Origin of the sequence: Mycobacterium sp. B14F4 (assembly GCF_039871645.1) — a bacterium.
In the GTDB taxonomy this organism is placed as follows: domain Bacteria; phylum Actinomycetota; class Actinomycetes; order Mycobacteriales; family Mycobacteriaceae; genus Mycobacterium.
In genome coordinates, this window is sequence record NZ_JBDPMF010000003.1 from 159,270 (window position 1) to 185,486 (window position 26,217).

At 68.5% G+C, this 26,217-nt stretch carries 28 protein-coding genes and 1 pseudogene; 12 read left to right on the plus strand and 17 right to left on the minus strand.

Going from position 1 to position 26,217, the window contains the following annotated elements:
- Nucleotides 1–65 precede the first annotated feature (65 nt).
- Entirely contained in the window at nucleotides 66–1,400 is a 1,335-nt protein-coding gene (locus tag ABGB19_RS10590; protein ID WP_347685902.1) for a cytochrome P450, read from the minus strand.
- A gap of 42 nt (nucleotides 1,401–1,442) precedes the next feature.
- Here ABGB19_RS10590 and ABGB19_RS10595 point away from each other — a divergent pair, with 42 nt between their 5' ends.
- On the plus strand, nucleotides 1,443–2,357 hold the full coding sequence (locus ABGB19_RS10595) for a crotonase/enoyl-CoA hydratase family protein (protein ID WP_347685903.1): 915 nt from the start codon (nucleotides 1,443–1,445) through the stop codon (nucleotides 2,355–2,357).
- Here the strand turns inward: ABGB19_RS10595 and ABGB19_RS10600 are convergent.
- On the minus strand, nucleotides 2,337–3,314 hold the full coding sequence (locus ABGB19_RS10600; protein ID WP_347685904.1) for a DUF2889 domain-containing protein: 978 nt from the start codon (nucleotides 3,312–3,314) through the stop codon (nucleotides 2,337–2,339). The genes ABGB19_RS10595 and ABGB19_RS10600 overlap by 21 nt on opposite strands.
- 16 nt (nucleotides 3,315–3,330) lie before the next feature.
- Nucleotides 3,331–4,176, minus strand: a complete 846-nt coding sequence (locus ABGB19_RS10605; RefSeq protein ID WP_347685905.1) for a hypothetical protein — start codon at nucleotides 4,174–4,176, stop codon at nucleotides 3,331–3,333.
- A 173-nt stretch (nucleotides 4,177–4,349) separates the two neighbouring features.
- Here ABGB19_RS10605 and ABGB19_RS10610 point away from each other — a divergent pair, with 173 nt between their 5' ends.
- The 3 genes from ABGB19_RS10610 to ABGB19_RS10620 are packed head-to-tail and all read left to right on the plus strand — an operon-like array spanning nucleotide 4,350 to nucleotide 6,518.
- A complete protein-coding gene (locus ABGB19_RS10610) occupies nucleotides 4,350–4,661 on the plus strand; it encodes a DUF2563 family protein (protein WP_347685906.1) in 312 nt (103 codons plus the stop codon).
- Between the two features lie 6 nt (nucleotides 4,662–4,667).
- Entirely contained in the window at nucleotides 4,668–6,182 is a 1,515-nt protein-coding gene (locus tag ABGB19_RS10615) for a hypothetical protein (protein WP_347685907.1), read from the plus strand.
- Between the two features lie 15 nt (nucleotides 6,183–6,197).
- Nucleotides 6,198–6,518, plus strand: a complete 321-nt coding sequence (locus ABGB19_RS10620; protein WP_347685908.1) for a hypothetical protein — start codon at nucleotides 6,198–6,200, stop codon at nucleotides 6,516–6,518.
- Nucleotides 6,519–6,547: 29 nt separating this feature from the next.
- On the opposite strand, the gene ABGB19_RS10625 is transcribed toward ABGB19_RS10620, so the two are convergent.
- From ABGB19_RS10625 to ABGB19_RS10645, 5 genes are read right to left on the minus strand one after another with little or no spacing between them, the layout of a single operon-like run.
- A complete protein-coding gene (locus ABGB19_RS10625) occupies nucleotides 6,548–6,745 on the minus strand; it encodes a hypothetical protein (RefSeq protein WP_347685909.1) in 198 nt (65 codons plus the stop codon).
- A gap of 58 nt (nucleotides 6,746–6,803) precedes the next feature.
- Nucleotides 6,804–8,321: an aldehyde dehydrogenase family protein gene (locus ABGB19_RS10630; RefSeq protein ID WP_347685910.1), complete on the minus strand. Its 1,518-nt coding sequence runs from the start codon at nucleotides 8,319–8,321 to the stop codon at nucleotides 6,804–6,806.
- Between the two features lie 9 nt (nucleotides 8,322–8,330).
- Complete coding sequence (locus ABGB19_RS10635) at nucleotides 8,331–8,897, minus strand: phosphoesterase PA-phosphatase (RefSeq protein ID WP_347685911.1); 567 nt, start codon at nucleotides 8,895–8,897, stop codon at nucleotides 8,331–8,333.
- Nucleotides 8,894–9,409, minus strand: a complete 516-nt coding sequence (locus ABGB19_RS10640) for a mycothiol transferase (protein WP_347685912.1) — start codon at nucleotides 9,407–9,409, stop codon at nucleotides 8,894–8,896. Before ABGB19_RS10640 ends, ABGB19_RS10635 begins: the two co-directional genes overlap by 4 nt.
- A gap of 18 nt (nucleotides 9,410–9,427) precedes the next feature.
- A complete protein-coding gene (locus ABGB19_RS10645) occupies nucleotides 9,428–9,817 on the minus strand; it encodes a VOC family protein (protein WP_347685913.1) in 390 nt (129 codons plus the stop codon).
- A gap of 22 nt (nucleotides 9,818–9,839) precedes the next feature.
- On the opposite strand from ABGB19_RS10645, the gene ABGB19_RS10650 reads away from it, so the two are divergent.
- Both ABGB19_RS10650 and ABGB19_RS10655 read left to right on the plus strand, forming a co-directional pair.
- Complete coding sequence (locus ABGB19_RS10650; protein WP_347685914.1) at nucleotides 9,840–11,564, plus strand: amidohydrolase family protein; 1,725 nt, start codon at nucleotides 9,840–9,842, stop codon at nucleotides 11,562–11,564.
- Complete coding sequence (locus tag ABGB19_RS10655; protein WP_347685915.1) at nucleotides 11,561–12,115, plus strand: carboxymuconolactone decarboxylase family protein; 555 nt, start codon at nucleotides 11,561–11,563, stop codon at nucleotides 12,113–12,115. The genes ABGB19_RS10650 and ABGB19_RS10655 overlap by 4 nt, the downstream gene beginning before the upstream one ends.
- Here the strand turns inward: ABGB19_RS10655 and ABGB19_RS10660 are convergent.
- A pseudogene (locus tag ABGB19_RS10660) lies at nucleotides 12,107–12,929 on the minus strand (SDR family oxidoreductase). The gene ABGB19_RS10655 and the pseudogene ABGB19_RS10660 sit on opposite strands and share 9 nt — an antisense overlap.
- Nucleotides 12,930–13,024: 95 nt before the next feature.
- Here ABGB19_RS10660 and ABGB19_RS10665 point away from each other — a divergent pair.
- Nucleotides 13,025–13,399, plus strand: coding sequence for a pyridoxamine 5'-phosphate oxidase family protein (locus ABGB19_RS10665; RefSeq protein ID WP_347685916.1), 375 nt, complete (start codon nucleotides 13,025–13,027; stop codon nucleotides 13,397–13,399).
- 136 nt (nucleotides 13,400–13,535) lie between these two features.
- On the opposite strand, the gene groL is transcribed toward ABGB19_RS10665, so the two are convergent.
- Together groL and ABGB19_RS10675 are read right to left on the minus strand one after the other, a co-directional pair.
- The gene (gene groL, locus ABGB19_RS10670; RefSeq protein WP_347685917.1) at nucleotides 13,536–15,161 is read right to left on the minus strand and encodes a chaperonin GroEL; all 1,626 of its coding nucleotides are present in this window, start codon (nucleotides 15,159–15,161) and stop codon (nucleotides 13,536–13,538) included.
- Between the two features lie 181 nt (nucleotides 15,162–15,342).
- Complete coding sequence (locus ABGB19_RS10675; protein WP_347685918.1) at nucleotides 15,343–15,906, minus strand: TetR/AcrR family transcriptional regulator; 564 nt, start codon at nucleotides 15,904–15,906, stop codon at nucleotides 15,343–15,345.
- Nucleotides 15,907–16,003: 97 nt separating this feature from the next.
- On the opposite strand from ABGB19_RS10675, the gene ABGB19_RS10680 reads away from it, so the two are divergent.
- A complete protein-coding gene (locus ABGB19_RS10680) occupies nucleotides 16,004–16,930 on the plus strand; it encodes an SDR family NAD(P)-dependent oxidoreductase (protein WP_347685919.1) in 927 nt (308 codons plus the stop codon).
- Nucleotides 16,931–16,954: 24 nt separating this feature from the next.
- Here the strand turns inward: ABGB19_RS10680 and ABGB19_RS10685 are convergent, their stop codons facing one another.
- Nucleotides 16,955–18,085 carry a PE-PPE domain-containing protein gene (locus ABGB19_RS10685; RefSeq protein ID WP_347685920.1) on the minus strand — a complete coding sequence of 377 codons (1,131 nt, stop codon included), beginning with the start codon at nucleotides 18,083–18,085 and terminating at the stop codon, nucleotides 16,955–16,957.
- A gap of 57 nt (nucleotides 18,086–18,142) precedes the next feature.
- Here ABGB19_RS10685 and ABGB19_RS10690 point away from each other — a divergent pair, with 57 nt between their 5' ends.
- Entirely contained in the window at nucleotides 18,143–18,655 is a 513-nt protein-coding gene (locus ABGB19_RS10690; protein ID WP_347685921.1) for a cupin domain-containing protein, read from the plus strand.
- An 83-nt stretch (nucleotides 18,656–18,738) separates the two neighbouring features.
- On the plus strand, nucleotides 18,739–20,445 hold the full coding sequence (locus tag ABGB19_RS10695; protein ID WP_347685922.1) for a DEAD/DEAH box helicase: 1,707 nt from the start codon (nucleotides 18,739–18,741) through the stop codon (nucleotides 20,443–20,445).
- Here the strand turns inward: ABGB19_RS10695 and ABGB19_RS10700 are convergent.
- The 5 genes from ABGB19_RS10700 to ABGB19_RS10720 are packed head-to-tail and all read right to left on the minus strand — an operon-like array spanning nucleotide 20,442 to nucleotide 24,013.
- Nucleotides 20,442–20,924 carry a polyketide cyclase gene (locus ABGB19_RS10700; RefSeq protein ID WP_347685923.1) on the minus strand — a complete coding sequence of 161 codons (483 nt, stop codon included), beginning with the start codon at nucleotides 20,922–20,924 and terminating at the stop codon, nucleotides 20,442–20,444. The genes ABGB19_RS10695 and ABGB19_RS10700 overlap by 4 nt on opposite strands.
- Nucleotides 20,925–20,960: 36 nt before the next feature.
- Nucleotides 20,961–21,227, minus strand: a complete 267-nt coding sequence (locus ABGB19_RS10705; RefSeq protein ID WP_347685924.1) for an addiction module protein — start codon at nucleotides 21,225–21,227, stop codon at nucleotides 20,961–20,963.
- 8 nt (nucleotides 21,228–21,235) lie between these two features.
- Nucleotides 21,236–22,051 carry an HAD-IIA family hydrolase gene (locus tag ABGB19_RS10710; RefSeq protein ID WP_347685925.1) on the minus strand — a complete coding sequence of 272 codons (816 nt, stop codon included), beginning with the start codon at nucleotides 22,049–22,051 and terminating at the stop codon, nucleotides 21,236–21,238.
- A gap of 25 nt (nucleotides 22,052–22,076) precedes the next feature.
- Nucleotides 22,077–23,489 carry a PH domain-containing protein gene (locus ABGB19_RS10715; RefSeq protein WP_347686227.1) on the minus strand — a complete coding sequence of 471 codons (1,413 nt, stop codon included), beginning with the start codon at nucleotides 23,487–23,489 and terminating at the stop codon, nucleotides 22,077–22,079.
- A gap of 38 nt (nucleotides 23,490–23,527) precedes the next feature.
- Nucleotides 23,528–24,013: a PH domain-containing protein gene (locus ABGB19_RS10720; protein ID WP_347685926.1), complete on the minus strand. Its 486-nt coding sequence runs from the start codon at nucleotides 24,011–24,013 to the stop codon at nucleotides 23,528–23,530.
- Between the two features lie 56 nt (nucleotides 24,014–24,069).
- On the opposite strand from ABGB19_RS10720, the gene ABGB19_RS10725 reads away from it, so the two are divergent.
- Together ABGB19_RS10725 and glp are read left to right on the plus strand one after the other, a co-directional pair.
- Nucleotides 24,070–24,981 (plus strand): SDR family NAD(P)-dependent oxidoreductase, encoded by a 912-nt coding sequence (locus ABGB19_RS10725; protein ID WP_347685927.1) that lies wholly within the window; start codon nucleotides 24,070–24,072, stop codon nucleotides 24,979–24,981.
- Entirely contained in the window at nucleotides 24,981–26,180 is a 1,200-nt protein-coding gene (glp, locus tag ABGB19_RS10730; protein WP_347686228.1) for a gephyrin-like molybdotransferase Glp, read from the plus strand. Before ABGB19_RS10725 ends, glp begins: the two co-directional genes overlap by 1 nt.
- The last annotated feature ends 37 nt before the right edge of the window (nucleotides 26,181–26,217 follow it).

The following is a 26,217-nucleotide window of genomic DNA, read 5'->3' on the forward strand; positions in this document are numbered from 1 at the left end:
AGCCACACCTAATCCCCGAATCGTTTTACATCAGGCGAGCGCTCTTCAGCTGCAGGGGTGAGGGCCTAGACGGGCACCGACTGAGTGACCGGTCGCACGTCGAAGTCCAGCGTCAGCTGGTTCAGCGTCATCGGTAACGGCCGCTCCGGCGCCGGCTTCGGCGTCGAGATCAGCTCGATATCCATCACGCTCAACAGATGCGCCAACAGCGTGCTGGTCACCAGCAGAACGAGACTGCGGCCGGGGCACTCCGCGGGCCCGGCGGAAAACGGCACCAACTGCGGGTAGCGCTGCGCGGTTCCATCGAGCCAGATGTGCGGCGCGAACGAATGCGCGAACGGCAGCAAGTCCTCGTCGCGATGGAAGGCGGGCGTGACGATCATCAGCCCCGCGCCCTTCGCGATCACCGATCCGTCGGACCACGACGTGTCGTCCGTCGTGTCCCGCAGAATCGTCGGGGTCGTCGGCCACAACCGCACCGACTCCAGCACGCACCCCCGCAGATAGGGCCGCACCGAGACCCGCTCGGGCTCGACGGCGTCCTCCAGGGCGCGGATCCGCTCGGCAGGATGCGTCGCGAGCACCGCCATCGCCCGCAGCAGCGCCATTCCCGCGGCGTCGAACGCGAAGATCCACTGCGGCATCTGCCCGACCGGGTCGACGGCGCCGCTCGACGGCGTCTGCGCGACGGCGCTCGCCAGGCTGCCTGGCTCGGGATCCTCGACGTAGCGGTAGAGGCCGTCGAGGAACTTCGCTCGGGCCCGATAGTGCGGCAGCGACAGGAACGACCAGTTGCCGGCCTTCCGCAACCGCATCAACGCATCGGTGACCAGCGAGTCGTCCCGTGCGCGGTCGCCGAGCACCACCCGCCGCACGATCCGCCACCACGCCGCCATGAACTGCGCCGAGTCGAAATGCCCTCGCGCCACAGCCGAGGAGGCCAACTCGCGCGCTTCCTCCGCGACGACCGCGCCGAAAGGTTCCGCCAGGCGGTGGATCTCGGCTCCACTGTCCAGCGCGGACTCGTTCAGTTCCCGCCGCTGCTGGCGGATCGGGCCCCGCGAGATCAGCACGCCGTGCGGCTGGAACCACTGCAGCGCTTTGCGCTTCTCCAGGCTCGCCGGGTGGAACGGCGTGGGCGCCTTCGACAGCACCCGACCGACGTCCTCGGGGTCCAGGACCACCACCATCCGTCGTCCGGGTAGCACGAGTTCGACAGGTCCCGAACCGAATTCGCGACGCAACGCCTGCATCCGCTGCACCGCGCGAGAGTCTGCCTGCAACCGCTCCAGCACCCGCACAACGGGTCGGCGCCGCGCGATCACGCCCGCGGCGACCGATGACGCGCCGAGGTCCATCAACACCGTCGCGGCACGCATCCCGGCGAGGCGGTTCGTCATCGATGCCGGTTACCCGGCGAGGCCTCTGCCAAACTTGCAGTCATGACGCCGCCGGACCCCGAGCCGCAGTTCGAAACCCTGCTCTACAGCACCGAACCGCCCATCGCGACGGTCACCCTCAACCGGCCCGAACACCTCAACACCATCGTCCCGCCGATGCCCGACGAGATCGAGAAGGCCATCGGCCTGGCCGAACGCGACCCCGCGATCAAGGTGATCGTGCTGCGCGGCGCCGGTCGGGCGTTCTCCGGCGGATACGACTTCGGCGGCGGCTTCACCCACTGGGGTGACGCGATGACCACCGACGGCCGGTGGGACCCCGGCAAGGACTTCGCGATGGTCAGCGCCCGCGAGACGGGTCCGACGCAGAAGTTCATGGCGATCTGGCGGGCGTCGAAACCGGTGATCGCCCAGGTGCACGGCTGGTGCGTCGGCGGCGCCAGCGACTACGCGCTGTGCGCCGACCTGGTGATCGCCAGCGACGACGCCGTCATCGGGACGCCGTACGCCCGCATGTGGGGCGCCTACCTGACCGGCATGTGGCTGTACCGACTGAGCCTGGCCAAGGTGAAGTGGCATTCGCTGACCGGGGAGCCGTTGACCGGAAAGGAAGCCGCCGCAGTCGAACTCATCAACGAGTCGGTACCGTTCGAACGCCTCGAAGCCCGCGTCCACGAGATAGCGACCAAGCTCGCGCAGATCCCGTTGTCCCAGTTGCAGGCGCAGAAGCTGATCGTCAACCAGGCCTACGAGAACATGGGGTTGGCCTCCACGCAGACGCTCGGCGGGATTCTCGACGGCCTGATGCGCAATACGCCCGACGCACTCGAGTTCATCGAAACCGCAGCGGCACAGGGTGTTCGCGGCGCGGTCGAGAAGCGCGACGGACCGTGGGGCGACTACAGCCAGGCGCCGCCGGAGAAGCGGCCGGACCCGTCACACGTCATCGAGCCCTGACAGCAGCGCCTCCAGATCACCGATCGCGCGCAACGTGTCGTTGAGGTGCGTGCATGTGCTGGTGCCGACGAACTCGCCGCGCACCCGGTCGCGGATCTCGGCCACCGTCATGCCGCGCACGCGCTGTGCGCTGCCGATGGCACCGGGGCATTCCTGCCATGGCAGCACATGAACGTCCGCCGTGATCGACGTGACGGTCCTTCTCTTCACATCCACCGAGCCGGCGACCGTGTACTCGTGCACGATCGTCTCCACCCCCTCGCCGTCGACATGCGAGTCGCGGAAGTGGGCGTCGAAGTCCGCCGATCCGTCGTGAGCCGCTCGCAGGTCGAGCCGACGCAGTCGGCGCATGCCGTGCGCGCGCAGTGGTTCGACGGTGTGCAGGCCACCGTCGTCCAGCGGCGGCGCCAGCGGCCCATGCGCCGAGGGAATGGTGCCGTTGCGCCGGGCGAACTCGACGAGCGAGGCCTCCGGCGCGAAGCCCGCGCAGATACCCGCCATCCGGTCGGCGGTGCCCGGCGGCAACTTCTCCTCGACACCGGAGGTAATGGCCTTGTGCTGCAGCGCGTACCCGGATACCAGCGCCGCTCCGACCCAGTCGTCGAGCAGCAGGTTCGTCAGGCTGTCCCGTCGCTCCTCGGGCAGCAGCTTGGCCACCGCGGACCGGAAGCCGGGTCCCACCCGGCTGCCGATCAACCGGCGCAGGCGGTCGTCGTGTGCGTCGATGGCCTCGACGACCCGCTCGACGAGGTGGGCGCTTACCCGAACCTCACCGAGAACGTGCACGGTGTCGGGCGCGCGAACCGCGACGTCGCGGGCCCGCAGGTCGACGCCGGAGTCGGCTGCACCCATGGGATGGGTGTCGATCGTGCTGGTGCGTCGCAACGTTCCGGGCATCAGCGGCGGCCACGTCTCGACGGGCCGCTGCGGACCGACGATGTCGGAGACGAACGGCATGGATCGACGTTAGCCGCTAGACCTCGCGGCGCCGCAGCCCACCCAGCATCGACACCAGCACGCCCAAGACCACCAGCACTCCCCCGGCGGCCAGGGTGAGGTTGAGCCAGTGGTGCAGGCTGTCCTCGGCGTGGTTGACCATCACGTCGGCGACCTGTCGGATGTCCCCGGACATCCTATTGAGCCCGCCGTCGATGTCGCGGCGGGCGACCTCCAGCCCGGCCCAGCCGGCGGCACCGACGAGTAACGCCGAAACACCAAGTGCAGCAAGAGTTTTGCCGCGCGACCGCGCGACGGCCAGGGTCAGCAACGCGAAGACGCCGGTCAGGATCGTCGAGCCGATGCTGACCCACGGACCCCATGTCGCCACCTGCTTGAGCTGGCCCGGGCGCAGGTTCTCCGACACCCCCACCGGCACGGGGACCGTGTCGGGGGTTTCGACGTTGAAGGTGGCCAGAGTCTTGCGGAAGGACTCGTCGGCCATCATTGGGCTCAGGTCGACCACCCACTGGTTGGAACCCTCGACCTGCTGCGCGGAGTCGGTGAACATCCAGCGGTGGCCGACGGCGTTCGCCAGCGCGAACTGGCCGGGGAACGACGGGGTGGTGGTGTAGGCCGACGCCACCCCGCTGATCAGCTCGACATTGCTGACCTGCCCGAAATCCGACAGGATCTTCATGGCCTCCGTGGTCAGCAGACCGGCCGTCGCTTTCTGCAACTCGGGGTCCTTGGCCGCCGACGCGGCGAACGACGAGTAGCCGTTGGCGTCGACGACGTTGCGCTCCGCCCACATCGTCGGCACCGCCACCGCGAGCAGAACCGTGGTGACGAGCCACAACAGCACGGTCGCCACCAACCGCACGCGCGTCCTCCTTGGCTCTCGATGTCAGTTCTCGATGTTCCAGTCGAACTTACCCAGCACGCCGAGCGGGCGAGCTGATGGGCGCGCTGTGAGTTCTATGCGGCCGCAAAACCGCTGCGATGACCCGCCTCCGAACCCAGGTAATCTCTTGCAACACATGAGGGGGTAGCCGAATGTACGTCGACACCGACCTGCTGCGCATGGGAGCGGGTTTCTCCCAGAGTGCGGGGACCATCGCTGAACGCGGCGCACAGCGGTTCGCCGCCACCCAAGTACCGGCCGGGGCCTTCGGAGGCTTCGATGCCGCGCATGCGTTCCACGCGGCACTCCGTCGCGCACACGAAGCCCAGGCCGCAGCAATGCTGGGCCACCGCTCGAGCTTGACGGCGTTGGCCGACGATGCCGATTCGGCGGCCGCCATCTTCACCAAGCAGGACGAGGCGAGCGAAACGGCGCTGGATTCGGCGGCGCACGAATTGACCTGAGGCCGCATGAGTGTCCTTTTGAACCATCTGAACGTCGGCTCATTAGTCGGCGCCGCAGGGGGTGACCCGTGGCACCTCGACAAGGAGATCCAGAGCGGATCGCCGGGACAGATCGGTGAACTCGCAACCGCATTCCACGAAGCCGGCGTGTGTACGCAGGAGACCAGCGACGAGTTCATCGCCGCCAAGCAACGCTTCGAGTCGGCTTGGGACCGCCAGGACGGCGGCGATCACCCCATCAATGATTCAGAAGAGGTCCGCCGGGCGACCGAGTCGCTGCACCTCACTCGAGAACAGATGGGGCGCATCGCCGTCGATCTGCAGAACATCTCGGCATCGTTGGCCGAAGCGCAGCGAAGCGGTGAGATCTCGATCGGCAATCTCGACAGTGCGCTGCGCATGATTGACAACCAGATCGACCGTGAGATCGCCATCGCGGCTGCCAACGGGGAAGCGGTCGACGTGTCGGCGTTGGAACAGGCCGCTGTCGAGACCGTTCGCCAAGCGCTGCAGGAAGTCCAAGCCATCAGGGACGCCTACTCCGAAAAGCTCGACACCTCGCGCCTCGAAATGGCGGCCGAAGGCTATTCCCCCGAGGCGAACACGCCGGTCGACGGCCAAGGCGACGACGCGACGAACGGTCAGGCCCGGGCCGAGGCCGAAAGGTACGGGATGGCGCAGCGCGCGACCGACGAGGCGCTGGTGCACTCGCCCGGACCGTGGACTCCAGAGAACCAAGCAGCCGCGGGCCGACTGCGCGATTTCGCCACCATCACCAATCCCACCGCCGGCATCGACGAGGTTCGGCATGCCGGAAGTCGGCTGAATGACTACTACTTGTCACAGTTTCAGGGGCCACTGCCAGTGGATCCAGTGACCGGCAAGACCGCGGCTCAACGCGCAGCGTTCCGTCAAGAGTGGCAGACCAAGCTGGAACAGGGCCTCGTGGGAAGACCGTTGATGAGCCCGGATCAAGCCACTCAGTTCTTGAATCAACAAGAGGCGCTTGCCCGCGACATCGTCTTCCGCGGGGCCGAAACGCGAATGCGCGCCGCGGGGATCTCGGAAACCGGCATCGCGGACGTCCTCAGAGACATCGCCGCAGGCGCCAACACGACCGGAACCGGCCTCGAACGCTACGGGGAGTCCGTGCCAACAGGAAAACATGCCCTAGACGGCCTGTCGAAGGCGGACGCTGAACTGCTGAGCAAGGCAGGCTTCAAGTTATCGACGTTGGGCAACGTGGTTCAACTCGGTACTGCGGGCTGGGAGTGGTGGTACAGCGAGGCGGACGACCGACACGAGCGACTTGGCGAAGCAGCCGGGTCGGTCGGAGGAAGCATTGTGGGGGGAGCCGCCGCCGGAGCGGCGGTTGGAACGGTTGCCGGGCCGCTCACCGCGGCGGGCGCAGCGATCGTCGGCGGCTTCCTCGGCGGACTCGGTGGCGGTGATATCGGCGGTGGCCTAGGAGGTCTCTTCGATAAGCCATTCGCTAGCGGTAGTGGCGGAAAGAGCTGGTGATAGGTGTCTTCCACAGTGGTGTTCTTCGTCGGCCTTGTGACCATGATCCTTGGCGTGGTGGGAGGGATGTTCCCGCTCTGGAAGTCGGCGACGCTCTCACCCGCGTCGATTCAACGCCGTGTCTACTGGTCAAGTTGCATCGCCGGAATCGCGCTCATGTTCATCTCGCAGATTCCCCAATGGCGCAGCGCAGTCCTGATCGCGGGCGCGATGAGCGCAGGCGTCATAGTCATCGCCTTCGGTAACACGTCGCACATCAAGATCCGCGGCAAGGTCTACGCGGCTTATCGCACACTGCGAAAACCGGACCCACCGCCTGCGTTGGAGGGCAATTGACCGCAGAGCTGACGCGTTCACAATGACGATCAGAGGACGATCAGAAGGACAATCAGAAGGACCATGCAAAGGCTGGCTGTCCTCCTTGCGAGCACCCTCTGGGTGCTGTGCGGTTGCGCCACCACGGTCGACGGGCCGCGCCGCGCCGCGCCGAGCGCCGGGCGCCGTAGCCGAGCGCGGCTGCCACCGATCGTCAGGACGCGATACGCCTGCAAGTCCGAGGTCACGGCGGCAAGCTACCGGCGCCGGGACACCGGGGTGACGATTCAGTGAACGCCGGGCGCGCTACTTCGCGGAACGACGCGGTGTGACGAGCGCCAGCTTCGTCATCAACTTGTTCATCCGCTTGAGCGCCTTGAGCGAGTTGTTGTAGTAGTTGCCACCCGCTCCGACGGGGGTGCGCGGCGCCACCACGGCCTCCTGGCGGCAGAACTTGCGCAGCCCTTCGGCGCCGCCGAACCGCGCGCCCATGCCCGACGTCTTCCAGCCACCCATCGGCGCCGTGGTGCACATCAGGTTGGAGATCACGTCGTTGATGTTGACGGCACCGCAATCGATTTGCACTGCAACCTTTTTCGCGCGATCGACGTCCTTGGAGAACACCGCGGCGGACAGACCGTACGGGCTGTCGTTGGCCAACCGGATGGCCTCGTCGGCGCTGGCGACCCTCATGATGGGCAGCGTCGGGCCGAACGTCTCCTCGGTCATGCACATCATCGAGTGGTCGACGTCGACCAGCACCGTCGGCGGGTAGAAGCTGCCCGCGCCGTCCGGTCGCTTGCCCCCGGTCAGCGCCCGGGCGCCCTTGGCGAGCGCATCGTCGACGTGGCGGGCGGTGACGGCCACCTGGCTCTCGTCGATCAGCGAGCCGAAGTCGTAGCCGTCGCCGGCGCCCATCTTGAGCTTCTCGACGTCACGCACCACCGCATCGACGAACTGGTCGTACACCGAATCGACCACGTAGACCCGCTCGACCGACACGCACGTCTGGCCGGCGTTGAAGAACGCCCCCCACACCGCCGCGTGGGCGGCGAGCTCGATGTCGGCGTCCTCGAGCACGATCATCGGGTCCTTGCCGCCGAGTTCGAGGCTGACCGGGGTGAGCCGGCGTGCGGCCCGCTCCATCACCTTGGCGCCCGTCGCGCTGGAGCCGGTGAACTGGATGTAGTCCGAGTTGTCGATGACGGCCTCGGAGACCTCACGAGCACCTTGCGCCAGCGCCAGCACCTCAGGAGCCCCGGAGTCCAGCCAGCCGCGCAGCAGCAGCTCCGCGGTCAGCGGCGTGCGCTCCGACGGCTTGAGCAGCACCGCACACCCCGCGGCCAGCGCCCCGATGGCGTCCATCAGCGCATTGGCGACCGGGTAGTTCCACGGTGCGATGATGCCGACCACCGGGCGCGGCCGGTAGTGCACCTCGATCTTCTTGATCGCCAGGAACGGCAGCGACGCCGGCCGGCTCTCCGGCGCCAGCGCCTTCTCCATCGTCTTGATGTAGTACGACGCGATCATGATCAGCAGCGGCACCTCTTGCGCGGCGTCGACGGCCGACTTGCCGGTCTCCTTGATCAGCAGCTGTTCGATCTCGTCGCGGTGCTCACCCAGCCATACGGCGTACCGGGCGAGCACCTTGGCGCGGCCCTTGGCCCCCCGGGCCTCCCACTGCCGCTGCGCCTCGCGCAGGCCGGCGGCGATGCGCGGCACGTCGGCGGGATCGGTCCAGCGCACGGTGCCTGCGACAGCTCCGGTGGCGGGATTGCGGATGGTGCTGGTATCGGGCAGCTCAACGTCGGACGTCGCGGTCATAACCTCATGTTAACCATCGTGTGTGACGTAGATCGCACGGGGGTTGACACGTGTCAAGTCGCGTCGGGCGACGATCGCCACGACACACACGATCGCCGAGCCGAGCAGCAGTCCGCCCACGACGTCGGTGAAGTAGTGAAACGTCGACCCGACCCCGATCATCGCCAGCGCGACCGCGCTGATCCCCGCGACCACCGCCCACCACGCGGCGCCGGCCACCAGGATGACCAGGCCCATCACGATCGTCGTCGTGGTGATGTGGCCGCTCGGATACGCCAGGCCGCCCTCCTTCTGCCGATCGAAGATCGGCTTGAGCACGCGCACGAACGCGATACCCACGGGCGGCGCCACCACCGCCATGGCCGCCAACCGCCACCGCCGCTGCCGCAGCGCGACGACGACCACCGCGACCAGCACGCCGATCAGCACCCAACGACTGGCGATCAGGGTCAGCCAGCGCAGCGGAGTGTCGTCGAACCGATGAAACCACCGGTCGACCGGCGTCGACGACCTACCGACCGCCCACCCCAGCAGCAGCATCAGCGCAAGGCCGATCGACGGCCACCACCTGATCACGCAATACCGCGGACGTAGGCCGCCTGGCCGAGATGCTGCGCGCTGTCGTCAATGATGCTGACCAGTCGCACACCGGCGGTCACCGGCGGATCCCAGTATTCGTCGACGATGCGGCTCATCTCGTCGGCGGTCACCGACGCGAGGTAGGCGAGCGTCGCCTTGTGCACGGCGTGCGCATAGCCGGCGAGCAGGTCCGCGGACGCCCGCACCCGGCCGACCTCCTCGGCGCCGTGCCCGTAACCCGTGTCGTCGCGCGGCAGGTCGAGCGCGAAGCGGTCGACCCAGCCGTCGCGCAGCCACACCTGCTCGGTGCCCGCGATGTCGGCGAGCTGGACGTCGTGCTGGCGCGCGCTGTGCCAGATCAGCCACGCGATGCTGTTGGCGGCCGGCGCGGGACGGTAGAGCGCGACGTCGTCGGTCAACCCGTCGGTGAGCGCCTCGACGTGCTCGATCTGCCGCGTGAATGCGTCGCGCAGCAGGTCGCGCACCACCGCGACATCTGAATCAGCCATGCACTCGACGGTACGACGTCAGCCGTGCGCCTGCGCACCGTGGAAGACGGCCTCGACATTGTTGCCGTCGGGATCGCGCACGAACGCGCCGAAGTAGCCGGGGTGGTACTCCGGCCACAGCCGCGGCGCGTGCAGCGACTCGGCACCGGTCTGCAGCGCCGCGTCGTAGAACGCCTGCACCGCGTCGGCGTCGGCGGCCCGGAAGGCGAAGTGCGTCTCCCGGTTGGGGCCGGCAGCCTCCCCCGCGCTCATGTCGGCGATCCAGAAGTCCGGTTTGCCGTCCCTGCCGTAGCCGATGGCGACCTGATAGTCCATCTGCCTGCTGTAGCCGAGCACGCCGAGGACCTTGTCGTAGAAGGCCTTCGACTTCTCCCAATCGGCGCAGTTGATTCCGAAGTGATCGATCACGCGCTCATCGTAGATTCGACATATGACATATGAACTCGTCATCCGCAACGGCACCATCGTCGACGGCCTGGGCGGCGATCCGTATGTCGGCGACGTCGCGGTCTCCGAAGGCGTGATAGCCGCGGTCGGCACCGTCGAGGGCACCGGCGCGCGGGAGATCGACGCCACCGGACTGCTCGTCACGCCCGGGTTCGTCGACCTGCACACCCACTACGACGGGCAGGCGATCTGGTCGGACCGGCTGAACCCCTCGTCGGCCCACGGGGTCACGACAGCGGTGATGGGCAACTGCGGAGTCGGCTTCGCGCCGTGCCGCGCCGAGGACCACGACGTGCTGGTCGACGTGATGGCCGGTGTCGAGGACATTCCCGGCGTGGTGATGGTCGACGGTCTGCCGTGGACCTGGGAGACGTTCCCGCAGTACCTCGACGCTCTGGATGCGCGACACCGGGATATCGACGTGGCCGCGTACCTTCCGCATTCACCGCTGCGGGTGTACGTGATGGGCCGCCGCGGGGCCGCCCGGGAACCCGCAACGACCGAGGACCTCGCGCGGATGCGGGCGCTGGCGAAGGAGGCGGTCGAGGTCGGCGCCATCGGCTTCGCGTCGTCGCGGTTCGTCCTGCACAAGACCGAGAGCGGCGCACCGATACCGACGTACGACGCCGCCCAGGAGGAGATCGCCGCGATCGCCAACGGCATCGCCGACGGCGGCGGCGGGCTCATCCAGTTCGTACCCGACATCGCGGCGGGCGGCTACGAGAGCGTGCTGCGCCAGGTCTTCGAGGTGGGCCAGGACGTCGGGCTGCCCGTGACGTTTTCGCTGCTGACCGGCAACGCCGGCGATCCGATCTGGCCCGAGGCGATGGCGCTGGTGGAGAAGTTCAATGCGGCGGGTGCCGACATCAGCACGCAGGTGTTCCCGCGGCCGATCGGCATGGTCATCGGCCTCGAGTTGTCCGGGCACCCGTTCGTGCTGTATCCGAGCTACCGCGAGATCGCACACCTGCCACTGGCCGAACGGGTCGCCGAGATGCGCAAACCAGAAGTGCGCCAGCGGATCCTGGCCGACAAGCCGACCGTCGAGGGGCATCCGCTGATGTTCATGACGCAGGCGTGGAACTGGATCTTCCCGATGGACGACGAGCCGAATTACGAGCCCGACGCGTCGACGTCGATCGCGGCGCGAGCGGCAGCCCGGGGTGTCACTCCGCCGGAGGAGGCCTACGACCGGCTTCTCGACGACGACGGCCACGCGATGATGCTCATCGCGATGGGCAACTACGAGAACAACTCGCTGGACACCGTCGGGCAGTTGATGCGCCGCGACGACGTCGTCCTCGGCCTCGGCGACGGCGGTGCGCATTACGGAATGATCTGCGACGCAAGCTTTCCCACCTTCCTGCTGGCGCACTGGACGCGTGACCGGGCCGATGGCCGGCTCTCCGTCGCCGAAGCCGTCCGCGAACTGACCTCGGTGCCCGCCCGTGTCGCCGGGCTGTCCGACCGCGGCCGCATCGCGGTGGGCTACAAGGCCGATCTCAACGTCATCGACCACGCCGCGTTGAAGGTGCACAAACCCGTCATCACCCACGACCTGCCCGCGGGCGGACGCAGGCTGGACCAGACCGCCGACGGCTACGTCGCGACGATCGTGTCGGGCGAGATCATCGCCGAGAACGGGGTGCCCACCGCGGCGCGGCCCGGCAAGCTGATCCGCGGCCGTCAGCCCGCGCCCGCCGCATGACGCGCGTCGCACCACTGCCCCCGCCCTGGAGCGAGGAGGACGCCGCGGGCATCAACAGCTGGGGCCATCCCGACCGCACCTACGAGCCGCTGATGCTGGTGCGCTGCCTGCAGCGGCACCCCAATCTGGCTGCGCGACTGCGCAAGATGGGCGAGTCGCTCTATCTCGACGCGCTGCTGCCTGCGCGGGTCCGCACCATCGCGATCCTGCGGATCTGTGCGCTGCTGCGGTGCGAGTACGAGTGGGGCGGTCAGGCCGCGTTCTGGGGCCCGATCGCCGGGGTGAGCGACGACGAGTGCGATGCGCTGGTCACCGGCGCCGACCCGCACTGGGGTGAATTCGACCGGATGGTGATCGCCGCCGTCGACGAACTGGAGCGCACCGGTTCGTGGTCGGACGACACCTGGAATGGCCTGGGCGAGAGCCTCGACGACGAGCAGCGGATGGAGTTGCTCGTCGCCGTCGGCTGGTACCGCACCGTCTGCACGCTGTGCAACGGGATGGCGCTGCCGGTGGAGGGCTGGATGCGGCGCTGGCCCGCCTCAGCGTGAGACGCGATCGCGCCGCAGCGCCGGGTGCTGACCGGCCAGCACCCTGAGCAGCACCGGACGCGGAAGCAGTTGCAGCAGGCGGGTACTGAGCTTGCTGGGCAGTCCGGCGATGACCGTGCCCCTGTCGCTTTCGAGCCTCGACGCCGACGCGCGCCACGTCGCGCGAGGGCATCCACATGAACTTCGGGAAGGCCGCTGCGAACGCGCGCTCGTCCATGCCGGCCTGCTGAAGGAACTCCGTGCGCACCGGGCCGGGCGCGAGCATCGCGACGGTGACGCCGGTTCCGGCGAGTTCGGCCCGCACGCCTTCGGTGTAGGCCTTGACGAACGCCTTGGTGCCCGCGTAGCCGGACTGCCCCGGGAACGGGTGGAAGCCGGCGGTCGATCCTACGTTGAGGATCGCGCCGCGGCCGCGCGGCACCATCTGCTGCACGGCGCGGGTGGTCAGGTCGATGACCGCTTCGACGTTGACGCGGACCTGTGCGATCTCCTCTGCCACAGCCGATTTCGCGATCCAGCCGAGCGTGCCGATGCCGGCGTTGTTGACCAGGATGTCGACGGTGAGGCCACGCGAGGAGATCCCGTCGAACAGGCGGGCGCGGGCGTCGGCGTCTGCGACGTCGCACGCGACGATCTCGGCGCGCACCGTCTTACCCAGTTCGGCGGCCAGGTCGCGTAGCCGGTCCTCGCGGCGCGCGACGAGCGTGACGCCGTGGCCGCGGGCGGCCAATTCGCGGGCGATGTCGGCGCCGATACCGGAGGACGCGCCGGTGACGACGGCGGTGGTGGTCGGCGAAGGGGGTGGCAGAGGCATGCGGTGACCGTAACCGATCGCCGAGATCAGACTTTTGACACGTTTTCGCGCAAGCAGCGTGCACCAAGCCTGATCTCGCGGGCAGGATGGAGGACATGAGCGTCAAGGTGGATCTCGACCAGTTGGCCGACACGCTGCGCGACTTCACGTTCGCCTACCTGATCTCGGTCGGTGACGACTATCGCGCGCACACGGTGTTCGTCGAACCGGTCTTCAGCCAGGGCCGTCTCGATGTCGGCACCGTCGGCAGACACACCCGCGAGAACACCTCGCGGCATCCCGACGTCACGGTGGTGTGGCCGCCGCGCGAGGAGGGCGGCTACTCGCTGATCGTCGACGGCCGGGCACAGCCGTCCGATGACACGCTGACCATCGAGCCGACCCGCGCGGTGCTGCACCGCAAGGCCACGGCCGAGTCGCTGACCTGCGACCCGGCCGGCCTGCACGACTGCGTGCCGATCAAGAAGTAATGCCTCGCGAGTGTGGACTTACGACACGCTTTCCGGACCGACAGCGTGCATCAAGTCCACAGTCGCCGATAGCCTCGACCAGACGCGAAAAAGCCCGGACTCGCAAGCGAGCCCGGGCTTTTCCGTCGACCAGAGACTAGAAGTCCATGCCGCCCATGCCACCGGTCGGGTCGGCCGGACCAGCGGCCGCCTTCTCCGGCTTGTCGGCGACGACGGCCTCGGTGGTCAGGAACAGCGCCGCGATGGACGCCGCGTTCTGCAGCGCCGAACGCGTCACCTTCACCGGGTCGGCCACGCCGGCCTTGAGCAGGTCCTCGTACTCACCGGTGGCGGCGTTCAGGCCGGTGCCGGCGGGCGAGTTGGCGACCTTCTCGGCGACGACGCCCGGCTCCAGGCCACCGTTGAAGGCGATCTGCTTCAGCGGGGCCGACAGTGCGACGCGCACGATGTTCGCGCCGGTCGCCTCGTCACCGGTGAGCTTGAGCTCGTCGAGCGCCGGGGCGGCCTGCAGCAGCGCGACACCGCCACCGCTGACGATGCCCTCTTCCACAGCGGCCTTGGCGTTGCGGACGGCGTCCTCGATGCGGTGCTTGCGCTCCTTGAGCTCGACCTCGGTGGCGGCGCCGGCCTTGATCACCGCAACACCGCCGGCCAGCTTGGCCAGGCGCTCCTGCAGCTTCTCGCGGTCGTAGTCCGAATCGCTGTTCTCGATCTCGGCGCGGATCTGGGCCACCCGGCCGGCGATGGCGTCGGAGTCACCGGCACCCTCGACGATGGTGGTCTCGTCCTTGGTGATGACCACCTTGCGGGCGCTGCCCAGCAGCGAGACGTCGGCGGTCTCGAGTGACAAACCGACCTCTTCGCTGATGACCTGGCCACCGGTGAGGATGGCCATGTCCTGCAGCATCGCCTTGCGGCGGTCACCGAAGCCCGGGGCCTTGACGGCGACGGATTTGAAGGTGCCGCGGATCTTGTTGACGACCAGGGTGGACAGCGCCTCGCCCTCGACGTCCTCGGCGATGATCAGCAGCGGCTTGCCGGACTGGATGACCTTCTCCAGCAGCGGCAGCAGGTCCTTGACGGTCGAGATCTTCGAGGAGACCAGCAGGATGTACGGATCCTCGAGGACCGCTTCCTGGCGCTCGGCGTCGGTGACGAAGTAACCCGAGATGTAGCCCTTGTCGAAGCGCATGCCCTCGGTCAGCTCGAGCTGCAGCCCGAAGGTGTTGCTCTCCTCGACGGTGATGACGCCCTCGTTGCCGACCTTGTCCATGGCCTCGGCGATGAGCTCACCGATCTGGGTGTCGGCGGCCGAGATCGCGGCGGTGGCAGCGATCTGCTCCTTGGTCTCGACCTCCTTGGCCGACTTCAGAAGCGTCTCGGTGATCTTCTCGACAGCCTTCTCGATGCCGCGCTTGAGCGCCATCGGGTTGGCGCCGGCCGCGACGTTGCGCAGCCCCTCGCGCACGAGCGCCTGGGCCAGCACGGTGGCGGTGGTGGTGCCGTCGCCCGCGACGTCGTCGGTCTTCTTGGCGACTTCCTTGACCAGCTCGGCGCCGATCTTCTCGTACGGGTCCTCCAGCTCGATCTCCTTGGCGATGGACACGCCATCGTTGGTGATCGTGGGGGCGCCCCACTTCTTCTCGAGGACGACGTTGCGACCCTTGGGGCCCAACGTGACCTTTACCGCGTCGGCGAGGGCGTTCAAGCCCCGCTCGAGGCCCCGGCGGGCCTCTTCGTCATACGCAATTGTCTTGGCCATTGCGAAGTGTTCCTCCGGATTGGGGATGCACGTCTTTTCGGTCGGGTGCAGTGCCCGCGACGGACGGCTCGGGTGTGCTCCGCAGAATGCGGCCCGCTGCCTCACCGGCCCGACCTAGCACTCGCCGGTCGCGAGTGCCAACTGCATTCTTAGCACTCGACCAGGGAGAGTGCAAGGTCGTTCACGTCGGGCGAAGACCCTGCAATACGACGTCGACGAGTCGGCCCGCCGAGTCGGGCGATGCAGCCTGGATCGCGAAGCAGCCAGCCAGGATGGCCTTCACGTCGCGCACGTCCAGGTCGTCCCGCGCGGTTCCCCCTCGTTGCGCCTTTTCCAGCAGGTCGGCCAGGACGCCGAGGAACGACTCTTCGGTCTCCTCCTTGACCGCCTCGATGTGGACACCGGAACCGGCCAGCGCTTCCTTGAGCCCCTGATCGGTCGCGCCCCACTGCAGCACCACCGAGCGAAGGAAGAGGAACAGTCCGTCGGCCGGGTCCTCGCCCTGCGCCACCGCGCGGCCCTCCTCGACGATGCGGTTGATGCGGTCCTCGACCACGGCGCGGAACAGATCGTCCTTGGTCGGAAAGTGCCGGTACACCGTGCCCGCTCCGACGCCGGCGCGACGGGCGATCTCGTCGATCGGAACCGACAGCCCCTCCGCGGCGAACGTGTCGTAGGCGACCTCGAGCACGCGGGCGCGGTTCCGGGCCGCATCGGCACGCAGCGGCCGGCTCGCATCAGACATCGGTGTCACCTCGGGAATGGAAATAAGCGGGGCGTGCGTTCCGTATAGTTGGAAACAACCGGGGCGCACGCTCCGCTTACCTTAGCGAGGAGATTTCATGGCTTCATCATCTAGTTGGAACGCCACCGACATTCCCGACCAGACCGGCCGGACGGCCGTCATCACCGGTGCCAACACCGGCCTCGGTTACCAGACCGCGGCCGCGCTCGCCGCCAAGGGTGCGCGCGTCGTGCTGGCGGTGCGCAATCTCGACAAGGGCAAGGATGCGGCCCGCCGCATCGAGCAGGCCACCCCGGGCGCCCAGGTCGAGCTGCAGGAGCTGGACCTCACGTCGCTGGACTCGGTGCGCACCGCGGCCGAGCAGCTCAACGCCAATCACCAGGCCGTCGATCTGCTCATCAACAACGCCGGGGTGATGTTCACGCCGAAGTCCACCACCAAGGACGGCTTCGAGCTGCAGTTCGGCACCAACCATCTGGGCCATTTCGCCCTGACCGGGCTGCTGCTCGACCGGGTGCTGGCGGCGCCCGGGTCGCGGGTGGTGACGGTCAGCAGCCAGGGTCACCGCTTCGTCAGCGGCGTCCGCTTCGACGATCTGCAGTCCGAACGCGACTACAGCCGCGTCGGCGCCTACGGCCAGAGCAAGCTGGCCAACCTGATGTTCACCTACGAACTGCAGCGCCGGCTCGCGGGCACGCACACCATCGCCGCCGCGGCCCATCCCGGCGGGTCGAACACCGAACTGGCCCGGAACACACCGCTGCCTCTGCGGTTGTTCTTCGGCGCTCTCGCGCCGCTGATGCAGGGCCCCGACGTGGGCGCACTGCCGACACTGCGGGCCGCGACCGACCCCGGCGTACTCGGCGGGCAGTACTTCGGTCCGGACGGGCTGGGCGAGCAGCGCGGCCACCCGAAGGTGGTGACGTCCAGCGAGGCGTCCTACGACGTCGACGCCCAGCGCCGGCTGTGGACGCTGTCCGAAGAGCTGACGTCAGTCACCTTCCCCGTCCCCGTGATGTCCTGACATGGCAGGCGGGCGGTGGGCGGGTCATCCGACATCCGCCCGCCGGTCCGCTGTATCGCTTTCCGACTCCTGCCCATCGAGGCCGGTCGCCGCTTCCTGCACCTCCGCGTCGTTCTGGTCGGGCCGATCATCGTCTGCGATCTGCCGCGGCCGTCCGGGGTCCTCACTCTGCTCGTCATCGCCACCGGCCTCCGCACGGCTCTGTTCGCGGGCCTGCTGCGCACTTTGAACGTTGCGGCGGATCCTGCCGTCGGACAGGTACGGACGCGTGTCACCAGGCCGGTCGTGGCGGCGATAGCCGGCATCGACGATGGGACGAAGAATCTGATCGGCCTTGTCGACCCAGCCGTCGGGGATGCCGACATCGCGGAACGGCCGCGTCAGCGGGAGGTTCTTGGTCGGGACGAGATAGGTGGTGACCGTCCCGTCGACGGTCGTGTTCTCGGGCGGCACGTCGCGGAGATCGACATCCCAGCTGGCCGGCCCATGGACGTAGACCACGCCCAGCGCCGCGTTGGCGAGTGAAATCAGGTTCCACGGGCGATCGGGCGGATCGGCCCAGCCGTCGTATTCGCCAATCACGACCGTGGTCGGGTAGGGGGACCTCGGAACGCGGCTGACCCGGTAATTCAGCAGGGGGATGTACGTGCCCTCCTTGAAGTACTGCGCGACGCCTTCCTCCGGCGAGGCGATCAGGACGAACCGGATGTCGTTCGGGGACAGGGGATCAGAACTGTCGGCCAGCCGGGTTGCGAGTCTCGACGCAACCATGCTCCCCATCGATTCGCCGATGACGACCACTTTCCCGTCGATCTCACGGACGGCGACGTCCGCTCGCTCGACCCCGTCCCGAAGCGCGTGTTCGGTGGCGAGCGGATCCTGCGAGTAGTCGACCACCAGGGGGTCGTCATCGTCGTGGAGGTTGATGCCGATGTTCCGATAGCTCTTGGCAATAATCGGATAGAACGGGTTGATCTTCTTGAAGACGGTGGCTCCGGGAATCAAGACGGCTTCCTCGGCGGCGCCGACCGGGTTAGCCGCTGTTGCGATCGCCAGTAGCAGAGACATCAATGCGATCACGCGTACGAGCCACCTGCGCGATACAGCCATCCCGTTGATCTCCCGCTCGGCCGGCGACGGCGAATAGTGCGGCACAGCCTTTCACATCGGTGACAGGCGCTGGGGAACTCGTCGTGGATATGCTGACGGGCGATGTCACTCGTCGTGGATCCGCGCAATGTGCCGCCATACCCGCCGGCGCGCTACACCAAGGATCAGCCGGAAGTCAGCGCGTGGATCAGACGCGGTGACGATCCTGCGGACTACGAGTCCTTCGGTCTGGTGAAGTACCACTACCTGGCGAACCAGCGGGCGACCGACGGCGACTACGGCCTCTACCGCGTCGAGATCGCCTCCAAGGGCGGCGGGCCGGGCCCGCACTTCCACCGCGCGATGAGCGAGGCGTTCTTCGTGCTCTCGGGCACCGTCAAGCTCTACGATGGCAACGACTGGGTCGACGGGCACCCGAACGACTTCCTCTACGTCCCGCCCGGCGGCATCCACGGCTTCCGCAACGAGGCCGACGAGCCGACATCGATTCTGATGTTGTTTGCTCCAGGGGCACCCCGTGAGCACTACTTCGAGGGTCTGGCCCAGCTCGGCGAGTTGACCGACGACGAACGCCGCGAGTGGTTCGTTCGCAACGACAATCACTTCGTGGAGTGACACGCCGACGACACGCTCTGCACAAGATGCGTGGCCGTAATCCGTTGCGCTAGGCTGCTGTCCGATCAGTGAGGAGTCCTTGGGTGCGGGCAGATGCAGCGCCCGACACCCAGGCTTTGCGAAGCTGGCAGCGTCGGGCATTGGTGCGGTACCTTGGCGCCAGACCGCGTGATTTTCTGGCTGTGGCCACGCCTGGCGCGGGCAAGACGACGTTTGCCCTGCGGGTCGCCGGCGAGCTGCTGGCCGACGGCACCGTCGAGCGCCTGACCGTCGTCGTACCCACCGAACACCTCAAGATCCAGTGGGCCCTGGCCGCCGCCCGGTTCGGCATCGCGCTCGACCCGAAGTTCTCCAACAGCGCGGCGCACACGTCCTCGGAGTATCACGGTGTCGTCGTCACCTACGCGCAGGTGGCCAGCCACCCGACCCGGCACCGGGTCCGCACCGAGAACTACCGCACGCTCGTCATCTTCGACGAGATCCACCACGGCGGCGACGCGAAGAGTTGGGGCGACTCGATGCGCGAGGCGTTCAGCGACGCCACCCGCAGGCTGTCGCTGACCGGCACGCCGTTCCGCAGCGACGACAGCCCGATCTCGTTCGTCACCTACGAACCCGACGGTGACGGCGTGCAGCGCTCACGGGCCGATCACGTCTACGGCTACGCCGACGCGCTGGCCGACGGCGTCGTGCGGCCCGTGGTGTTCATGGCCTACGCCGGGGAGGCACGCTGGCGTGAGCGCGCCGGCAGCGAAGACGTCGTGTACGCCGCACGCCTGGGCGAACCGCTCAACGCCGAGCAGACCGCGCGTGCGTGGCGCACGGTGCTCAACCCCCACGGCGAGTGGATCCCGGCCGTGCTGCAGGCCGCCGACACCCGGCTCACGCAGCTGCGCAACGGCGGTGTCCCCGACGCCGGCGCGATGGTGATCGCTTCGGACCAGAAGGCGGCCCGCGCCTACGCCGACGTGCTCGGCCGGCTGACCGGCGAGCCGCCCACGGTCGTGCTCTCCGACGATCCCGGGTCCTCGGACCGGATCGCCACATTCGCGGCGGGCACCAGCCGCTGGCTGGTGGCGGTGCGCATGGTGTCCGAAGGTGTCGACGTGCCGAGGCTGGCCGTCGGCGTGTACGCCACCAGCGCGTCGACCCCGCTGTTCTTCGCCCAGGCGATCGGTCGTTACGTCCGGTCCCGCCGTCCCGGCGAGACCGCGAGCATCTTCCTGCCCTCGGTTCCGGCGCTGCTCGACCTGGCCAGCGAGATGGAGGCACAACGCGACCACGTGCTGGGCAAGCCGCACCGCGAGTCGCAGGGCGAATGGGACGACGACCTCCTCGACGACGCCAACAAGGAGCGCAACGAAGCCGACGACCTCGACAAGGGCTTCGAGATGCTGGGCGCCGACGCCGAACTCGACCAGGTGATCTTCGACGGCTCCTCGTTCGGCACCGCCGCCCCGGTGGGCAGCGAGGACGAGGCCGACTACCTCGGCATCCCGGGCCTGCTGGACGCCGCGCAGATGCGAGACCTGTTGCGGCGCAGGCAGGAAGAACAGTTGACTCGCCAGACCGCGTCGGGTGAGACGCCGCGGGTCTCGAGGCACGGCCAGCTGCGCGAGCTGCGCCGCGAGCTCAACGCGCTGGTGTCGATCGCCCACCATCGCACCGGCAAGCCGCACGGCTGGATACACAACGAGCTGCGCAGGATCTGCGGTGGCCCACCGGTTGCGGCGGCCACCACCGATCAGCTGCAGGCGCGCATCGAGGCGGTGCGCACCCTGCAGGCCTAGCGATTCTCGGCCAGCTCGGCCAGGTTCTTCAGCGAGTTGTCGAGATGCGACGGGTCGAACGGCGGGAACTGGATGGCCTCGCGCAGTTGAGCCGGCACGGCAGACCAGTCGTAGGACAGCGTCACTGCGGTCGAGTTCGGACCGAGCGAGGTCAGGTCGTAGCGCCACCACCATCCGCCGAACTCGAGGTGGTCGTCGTCGGGACCCTGCCCGGGCTGCCACCCGATTGCGTGTGGTCGGTCGAGAACCTCGACCCTGTTGGCCATCTCGTAGTCCTTGACGGGATAGTTCGGATTCGAGTGGTACATCGCCATCCGGAAGATCTGGCCCTGTTCTGTGAGCGGCTTGCCGTCGAGGGATTCGCGCACCCAGCCGGTGCCGTCGATGGCTTGATGTGTCGACGGGTCGGCGAGCACGTCGAACACGGTCTCGATCGGGGCGTTGACGTTGGCGGTGGCCCGCAGGCGTTCTTCAGTCATGCCGGTGCAGACCGCGGCTGCGGCGGGAAGTCATCGCTAGACCATTCCGCAGCCGGCCACGCCGCACACCAGCGACGTGCCGAGCAGCAGCGGCCACAGCGCGACCGCCACGGCCAGTGATGCGATGTTGGCGAAGACCGAGAACTCGTCGCTGAGCGCGTGCTCGAGCTGGCCGATGAGCTCGATGTGCAGCATCGCGTAACCGACGCCGATGACGGTGTAGACCAACGTCAGCCACAGCACGAGTTCGAGCCAGGTGTTGATCCCTCGTTGCAGCAACTTCTGCTGCACCCGCTGCCACATCGCCACCGCTACAGCCCGAGCAGCTCCGGCAGATCGGCCACAGAGTCGATCACGTGAGTGGGCTGCATCGCGAAATCGTCTGCGGCCCAACGGTCCAAGGTGTCCTGCCGAAATTTGCCCGTGCGCACCAGCACTCCCGTCATGCCGACCACCTGAGCGGCGAGCACATCGTTGTTGAGATCGTCGCCGACCATGTACATCTCGTCGGCCTCCACGCCGAGCCGGCTCGCCGCCGCGAGGAACCCCTCGGGTGCGGGCTTGCCGACGGCCGTGGCCTTGCGCCCCGACGTTTCCTCCATGCCGATCAGGTACATGCCGGTGTCGATGCGCAGCCCGTCGGTCGTGGTCCACGCGGTGCTGCGGTGCATCGCGACCACCGGCACCCCCTGAGCCATCCAGTCGTACACCCACGACAAGGTCAGGTGACTGTACTCCGGGCCGGCGCCGCCGAGCAGCACCACGTCGGGCGTCTCGGGGGCCTGCGGGCCGGCGAACTCGCCCGAGTAGACGATGTCGATGCCGGGCATGTCCTCGCCGATCTGCCCGCTGTTGACCAGGAAGCACCGCGCGTCGGGAAAGCGGTCGCGCACGTACTCCGCCGTCAGCACCGCCGCGGTGATGACCTCGTCGGGGCGGACCTGCATGCCCGCCTCGGTGAGCAGTTCGGCGATCTGCACCCGGGTGCGGGTGGTCGTGTTGGTCAGGAAGGAGCACGCGATCTGGTTGTCGGCCAACGCGCGCACGGTTTCGGCGGCGCCGGGGATCGGCCGCCACGACGTCACCAGCACACCATCGATGTCGAACAGCACACCACCGATAGCCATGGCCCGACAGTAAACCGCAATCGGATCAGCGCAAGTCGGACCGCGCCCAGCGAGTGTCGGCCACCCACGGCGACGCCTCGGCTGCGACGGACCACGCCAACTCGGCGGGTACGTCGATGACCTGATACCGCTTGACGCCCGCGGCAGTCGCGGCCACCAGGGTCGCCACCCCGGAGCGCCTCTGCATCAGCGTCTGCCGCACGGTCCAGCCGATGATGCCCGTGCCGGCGATGCAGTCGCGTCGACGCTGCAGGCTGCCGGTCCGCGCGACCAACCAGCCGGCCGCGACGCGGTGGCCCAGCGACCGCGCGCGGTCGGCGGCCAGTGCCGCACAGCACGCCGTGGCCACCGCCCAGACCGCCCACACCCAGGCCGGTGCCGGCCCGAGCGCCAACACCACCGCCGCCACCGCGGGCACGCCCAGCGCCCTGGTCCAGCGTCGGCGCGTCGCGGCGGGACCGTGCCCGCGCAGCGGTCCGCTCACCGCGTCGGGCCGCTCGATCAGATCCGTCAGCACCGTCTCGGCCGTCGCCTTCGGACACGGTGGCAGCAGCATCGACGCTTCGCCGGCGCCGGCCACCCCGGTCATCACCGCGTCCAGACGTGCACCGCCGAACAACCGCACCAGCAACGGTTCCCGCAGTGTGCCGCCGCGCAACCGGCGCATGTCGAAGGTGTGCTCGCGCACCCGGATCAGGCCGTGCCGCAGGTGCAGCACGTCGAAATCGCGTCGCAGTTCGAGGTTTCCGTAGGCCAGTAGGGATTGCAGCACCGACAGCACGACCGAGGCCAGTACCAGGACCACCGCGGCGAGTGCGACGCTGGCCACCACGCCGAGGCGCTCGGCGGCATCCAATCCGGCCTCGGCCAGCCGCGAATCACGCAGGGCCGCTTCGGCTCCCGCCTGGTACACCAGCCCGGCCGCAGCCACGATCATCGCCAGGCCGGTGAAGCTGAGCGCGCTGTAGCGCAGCCACGACGGTTTCCATCGTGCCAGCACCCTGCCGGCGGCGACGGGCTCGCCGTCGTCGGATGCCAGGGAGTCGGCCAGCAGGAGCGCGCGCAACTGCGGCACCTGCCCCGCGGGCACGCCGTCGAGCGCGAACGCGGCATCACCCGTGGCCTCCTGGCCGGTGCTGACCCGCAGCACGGTCAGGCCGAGCAGCCGGTGCAGCAGCCGCGCGTCGGTCGACACCGATCGTATTCTGTTGCGCGGCAGCGAGAGAACCTTGCGTTGCAGCAATCCCGTGCGCAGCTGGAGGTCACCGGGACCGATGCGATAGCTGGTGGTGAACCAACGGGCGAGCCCGACACCGACCGTCAGCGCGAGCGCCGCGAACGCCACGACCGGGTTGCCGGTCGCCGCGCCCAGCACCAGCGTGCCGACGATGACCGGGATCTGCCGCAGCACCTCGTGCACCGGTTGCGCCAGCAGCATCCGCGGGCTGAGCCGGTGCCAGGCGTCGGCGGGACCGGTCACGTCGCGTCCTGGTCGCCGATGGCCGCGTTGTCTGTCAGCTGGGCGACGATCCGGTCGGCCACATCGGCGTCGAGTGCCGCGATGCGCACCGCGCCCGCCGACGACGCGGTGGTCACGGTGACGGTGGCGAGGCCGAACATGCGGTCCAGCGGCCCCCGTTCGGTGTCCACGGTCTGCACCCGCGAGACCGGCGCGATGCGGCGCTCCTGGGTGAGCCATCCCGAGCGGGTGTAGACGGCCCGCGCGTCGATGTCCCACCGATGCACGCGGTAGCGCCACCACGGCACCACCATCACGAACAGCACGATGCCCAGCACCGTGCCCACGGCGGCCGCGGCGTGCACCCACGGCATGCGGCCGTCGACGGCGAACCACACCAGTTGGCCGAGCGCCAGCGCCCCCCAGGGAACGGCCGCGCCGAGCGCCCATACCACCGGCGCCTTGCGGCTCGGCTTGTTGGCGGGGTCGACGAGTGCGGTCATTTGCCGTCCAGCGTATGTAACCGCGGCCTTTGCGGCCGCTGAGTATGTTGATCACCATGGGCAGCAAATGGACCGCGGCCGACATCGGTGACCAATCCGGTCGGACCGCTATCGTCACCGGTGCGAACAGCGGCCTGGGCTACGACACCGCGGCCATCCTCGCCGAGAAGGGCGCGCACGTGGTGCTGGCGGTGCGCAACCTCGACAAGGGCGCCGAGGCCGTCGAGAGCATCAAGAAGACGACCCCGAACGCCGTCGTCGCACTGCAACAACTCGACCTGTCGTCGCTGGCCGGCATCCGCAAGGCCGCCGACGAACTGCGCGCCACCCACCCCCGTATCGACCTGCTGATCAACAACGCCGGCGTGATGTACGTGCCGACGCGCGAAACCACCGCGGACGGCTTCGAGATGCAGTTCGGCACCAATCACCTCGGCCACTTCGCGCTGACCGGACTGCTGCTCGACCACCTGCTGAGCGTGGACGGCTCGCGCATCGTCACGGTCAGCAGCGTCGGCCACCGGATCCTGGCGCGCATCCGCTTCGAGGATCCGCACTTCGAGACCGGCTACCACCGGGTGCAGGCCTACGGGCAGTCCAAGCTGGCCAACCTGCTGTTCACCTACGAACTGCAGCGGCGGCTGAAACTCAAGGGCGCGCCCACGATCGCCGTCGCCGCCCATCCCGGCTTCTCCGACACCGAACTCATGCGCTACCTGCCCGGTTTCATCCCGGACTTCCTCTGGAAGATGGCCACCCAACCCGCGTCGATGGGCGCGCTGCCGACCCTGCGCGCCGCCACCGACCCGGGTGTGCAGGGCGGTCAGTACTACGGGCCCGACGGCCTCGGCGAGGTCAAAGGTCATCCGAAAGTCGTTGCGTCGAGCGCGCAGTCGCACGACGAGGACATCGCACGCCGGCTGTGGACCATGTCCGAGGAACTCACCGGCGTCACCTACCCGCTGTGATGCGGTCCGTCGAGGAACACCAGCGCGTCGTCGCGGGACTGCTGCGCCGGCGCGCCCCGGTCAGCATGCCGGTCGGCGACGCCCTCGGTTTGGTGCTGGCCGACGACGTCGTCGCGCCGCTGTCGCTGCCCGGCTTCGACAACTCCGCGATGGACGGATACGCCGTGCTCGCCGACGACGTCGCGCCCGCCACGCCCGAGCATCCGGTGCTGCTGCCCGTCGCCGAGGACATCCCCGCGGGACGCACCGACATGCTGACGCTGAAACCCGGTACGGCGCACCGCATCATGACCGGCGCCATGCTGCCGTCCGGCGCGACGGCGGTGGTCCCGGTGGAGGCGACGAACGCGGCCACCGACACCGTCGAGATCCGCGCGGGCGCCAAGCCGGGCCAGCACATCCGCCGCGCGGGCGAGGACGTCGCCGCGGGCAGCACCGTGCTGCGCGCCGGCCAGGTCGTCTCCCCGGCCGCGCTGGGCCTCGCGGCCGCGCTGGGTCTCGGGGAGCTGAGCGTCATTCCGCGCCAACGCGTGCTGGTGATGTCCACCGGCACCGAGCTGGTGGCGCCCGGCACCCCGCTGCAGCCCGGTCAGATCTACGAGTCCAACGCCGTGATGCTCGCGGCGGCCATGCGCGACGCCGGTGCCGAGGTGGTGGCGTCGCCGATGACCGGTGACGACGTCGACTCGTTCCGTCAGACGCTCACCCGCCACGTCGGCTCGGAACCAGCCAAAGCGGATCTGATCGTCACCACCGGCGGCGTCAGCGCGGGCGCGTACGAGGTGGTCAAGGATGCCCTCGGCGGGTCGGTGGACTTCGTCAAGGTGGCGATGCAGCCGGGAATGCCGCAGGGCTCAGGCGTCGTGAACGGCACGCCGATCGTCACGCTGCCGGGCAACCCGGTCAGCGCGCTGGTGTCGTTCGAGGTGTTCATCCGCTCCCCGCTGCGCGCCGCGATGGGCCTGCCGAACCCGGGGCGTCCGCGCCGCACCGCGGTGCTGACCGAAGACCTCACCTCGCCGCGCGGCAAGCGGCAGTTCCGCCGCGGCGTGCTCGACGGCGACACCGTCACCAGCTACGGTCCCCCGGCGTCGCATCATCTGCGCTGGTTGGCGTCGGCGAACTGTCTGCTGGAGATCGGCGAGGACGTCGACACGCTGCCGGCGGGGTCGCGGGTCGATGTGTGGGACCTGGCATAGCGGTTTCGACGCCGACCCGGATCCGTAGAATCGCGAC

Coding starts and splice junctions, on each gene's coding strand:
- groL (WP_347685917.1), bottom strand. CDS start 15,161: ATGGCCAAGACAATTGCGTATGACGAAGAGGCCCGCCGGGGCCTCGAG.
- ABGB19_RS10650 (WP_347685914.1), top strand. CDS start 9,840: ATGACATATGAACTCGTCATCCGCAACGGCACCATCGTCGACGGCCTG.
- ABGB19_RS10690 (WP_347685921.1), top strand. CDS start 18,143: ATGTCACTCGTCGTGGATCCGCGCAATGTGCCGCCATACCCGCCGGCG.
- ABGB19_RS10600 (WP_347685904.1), bottom strand. CDS start 3,314: ATGCCGTTCGTCTCCGACATCGTCGGTCCGCAGCGGCCCGTCGAGACG.
- ABGB19_RS10655 (WP_347685915.1), top strand. CDS start 11,561: ATGACGCGCGTCGCACCACTGCCCCCGCCCTGGAGCGAGGAGGACGCC.
- ABGB19_RS10665 (WP_347685916.1), top strand. CDS start 13,025: ATGAGCGTCAAGGTGGATCTCGACCAGTTGGCCGACACGCTGCGCGAC.
- ABGB19_RS10595 (WP_347685903.1), top strand. CDS start 1,443: ATGACGCCGCCGGACCCCGAGCCGCAGTTCGAAACCCTGCTCTACAGC.
- ABGB19_RS10705 (WP_347685924.1), bottom strand. CDS start 21,227: ATGTGGCAGCGGGTGCAGCAGAAGTTGCTGCAACGAGGGATCAACACC.
- glp (WP_347686228.1), top strand. CDS start 24,981: ATGCGGTCCGTCGAGGAACACCAGCGCGTCGTCGCGGGACTGCTGCGC.
- ABGB19_RS10710 (WP_347685925.1), bottom strand. CDS start 22,051: ATGGCTATCGGTGGTGTGCTGTTCGACATCGATGGTGTGCTGGTGACG.
- ABGB19_RS10675 (WP_347685918.1), bottom strand. CDS start 15,906: ATGTCTGATGCGAGCCGGCCGCTGCGTGCCGATGCGGCCCGGAACCGC.
- ABGB19_RS10700 (WP_347685923.1), bottom strand. CDS start 20,924: ATGACTGAAGAACGCCTGCGGGCCACCGCCAACGTCAACGCCCCGATC.
- ABGB19_RS10610 (WP_347685906.1), top strand. CDS start 4,350: ATGTACGTCGACACCGACCTGCTGCGCATGGGAGCGGGTTTCTCCCAG.
- ABGB19_RS10590 (WP_347685902.1), bottom strand. CDS start 1,400: ATGACGAACCGCCTCGCCGGGATGCGTGCCGCGACGGTGTTGATGGAC.
- ABGB19_RS10630 (WP_347685910.1), bottom strand. CDS start 8,321: ATGACCGCGACGTCCGACGTTGAGCTGCCCGATACCAGCACCATCCGC.
- ABGB19_RS10720 (WP_347685926.1), bottom strand. CDS start 24,013: ATGACCGCACTCGTCGACCCCGCCAACAAGCCGAGCCGCAAGGCGCCG.
- ABGB19_RS10715 (WP_347686227.1), bottom strand. CDS start 23,489: ATGCTGCTGGCGCAACCGGTGCACGAGGTGCTGCGGCAGATCCCGGTC.
- ABGB19_RS10680 (WP_347685919.1), top strand. CDS start 16,004: ATGGCTTCATCATCTAGTTGGAACGCCACCGACATTCCCGACCAGACC.
- ABGB19_RS10615 (WP_347685907.1), top strand. CDS start 4,668: ATGAGTGTCCTTTTGAACCATCTGAACGTCGGCTCATTAGTCGGCGCC.
- ABGB19_RS10725 (WP_347685927.1), top strand. CDS start 24,070: ATGGGCAGCAAATGGACCGCGGCCGACATCGGTGACCAATCCGGTCGG.
- ABGB19_RS10640 (WP_347685912.1), bottom strand. CDS start 9,409: ATGGCTGATTCAGATGTCGCGGTGGTGCGCGACCTGCTGCGCGACGCA.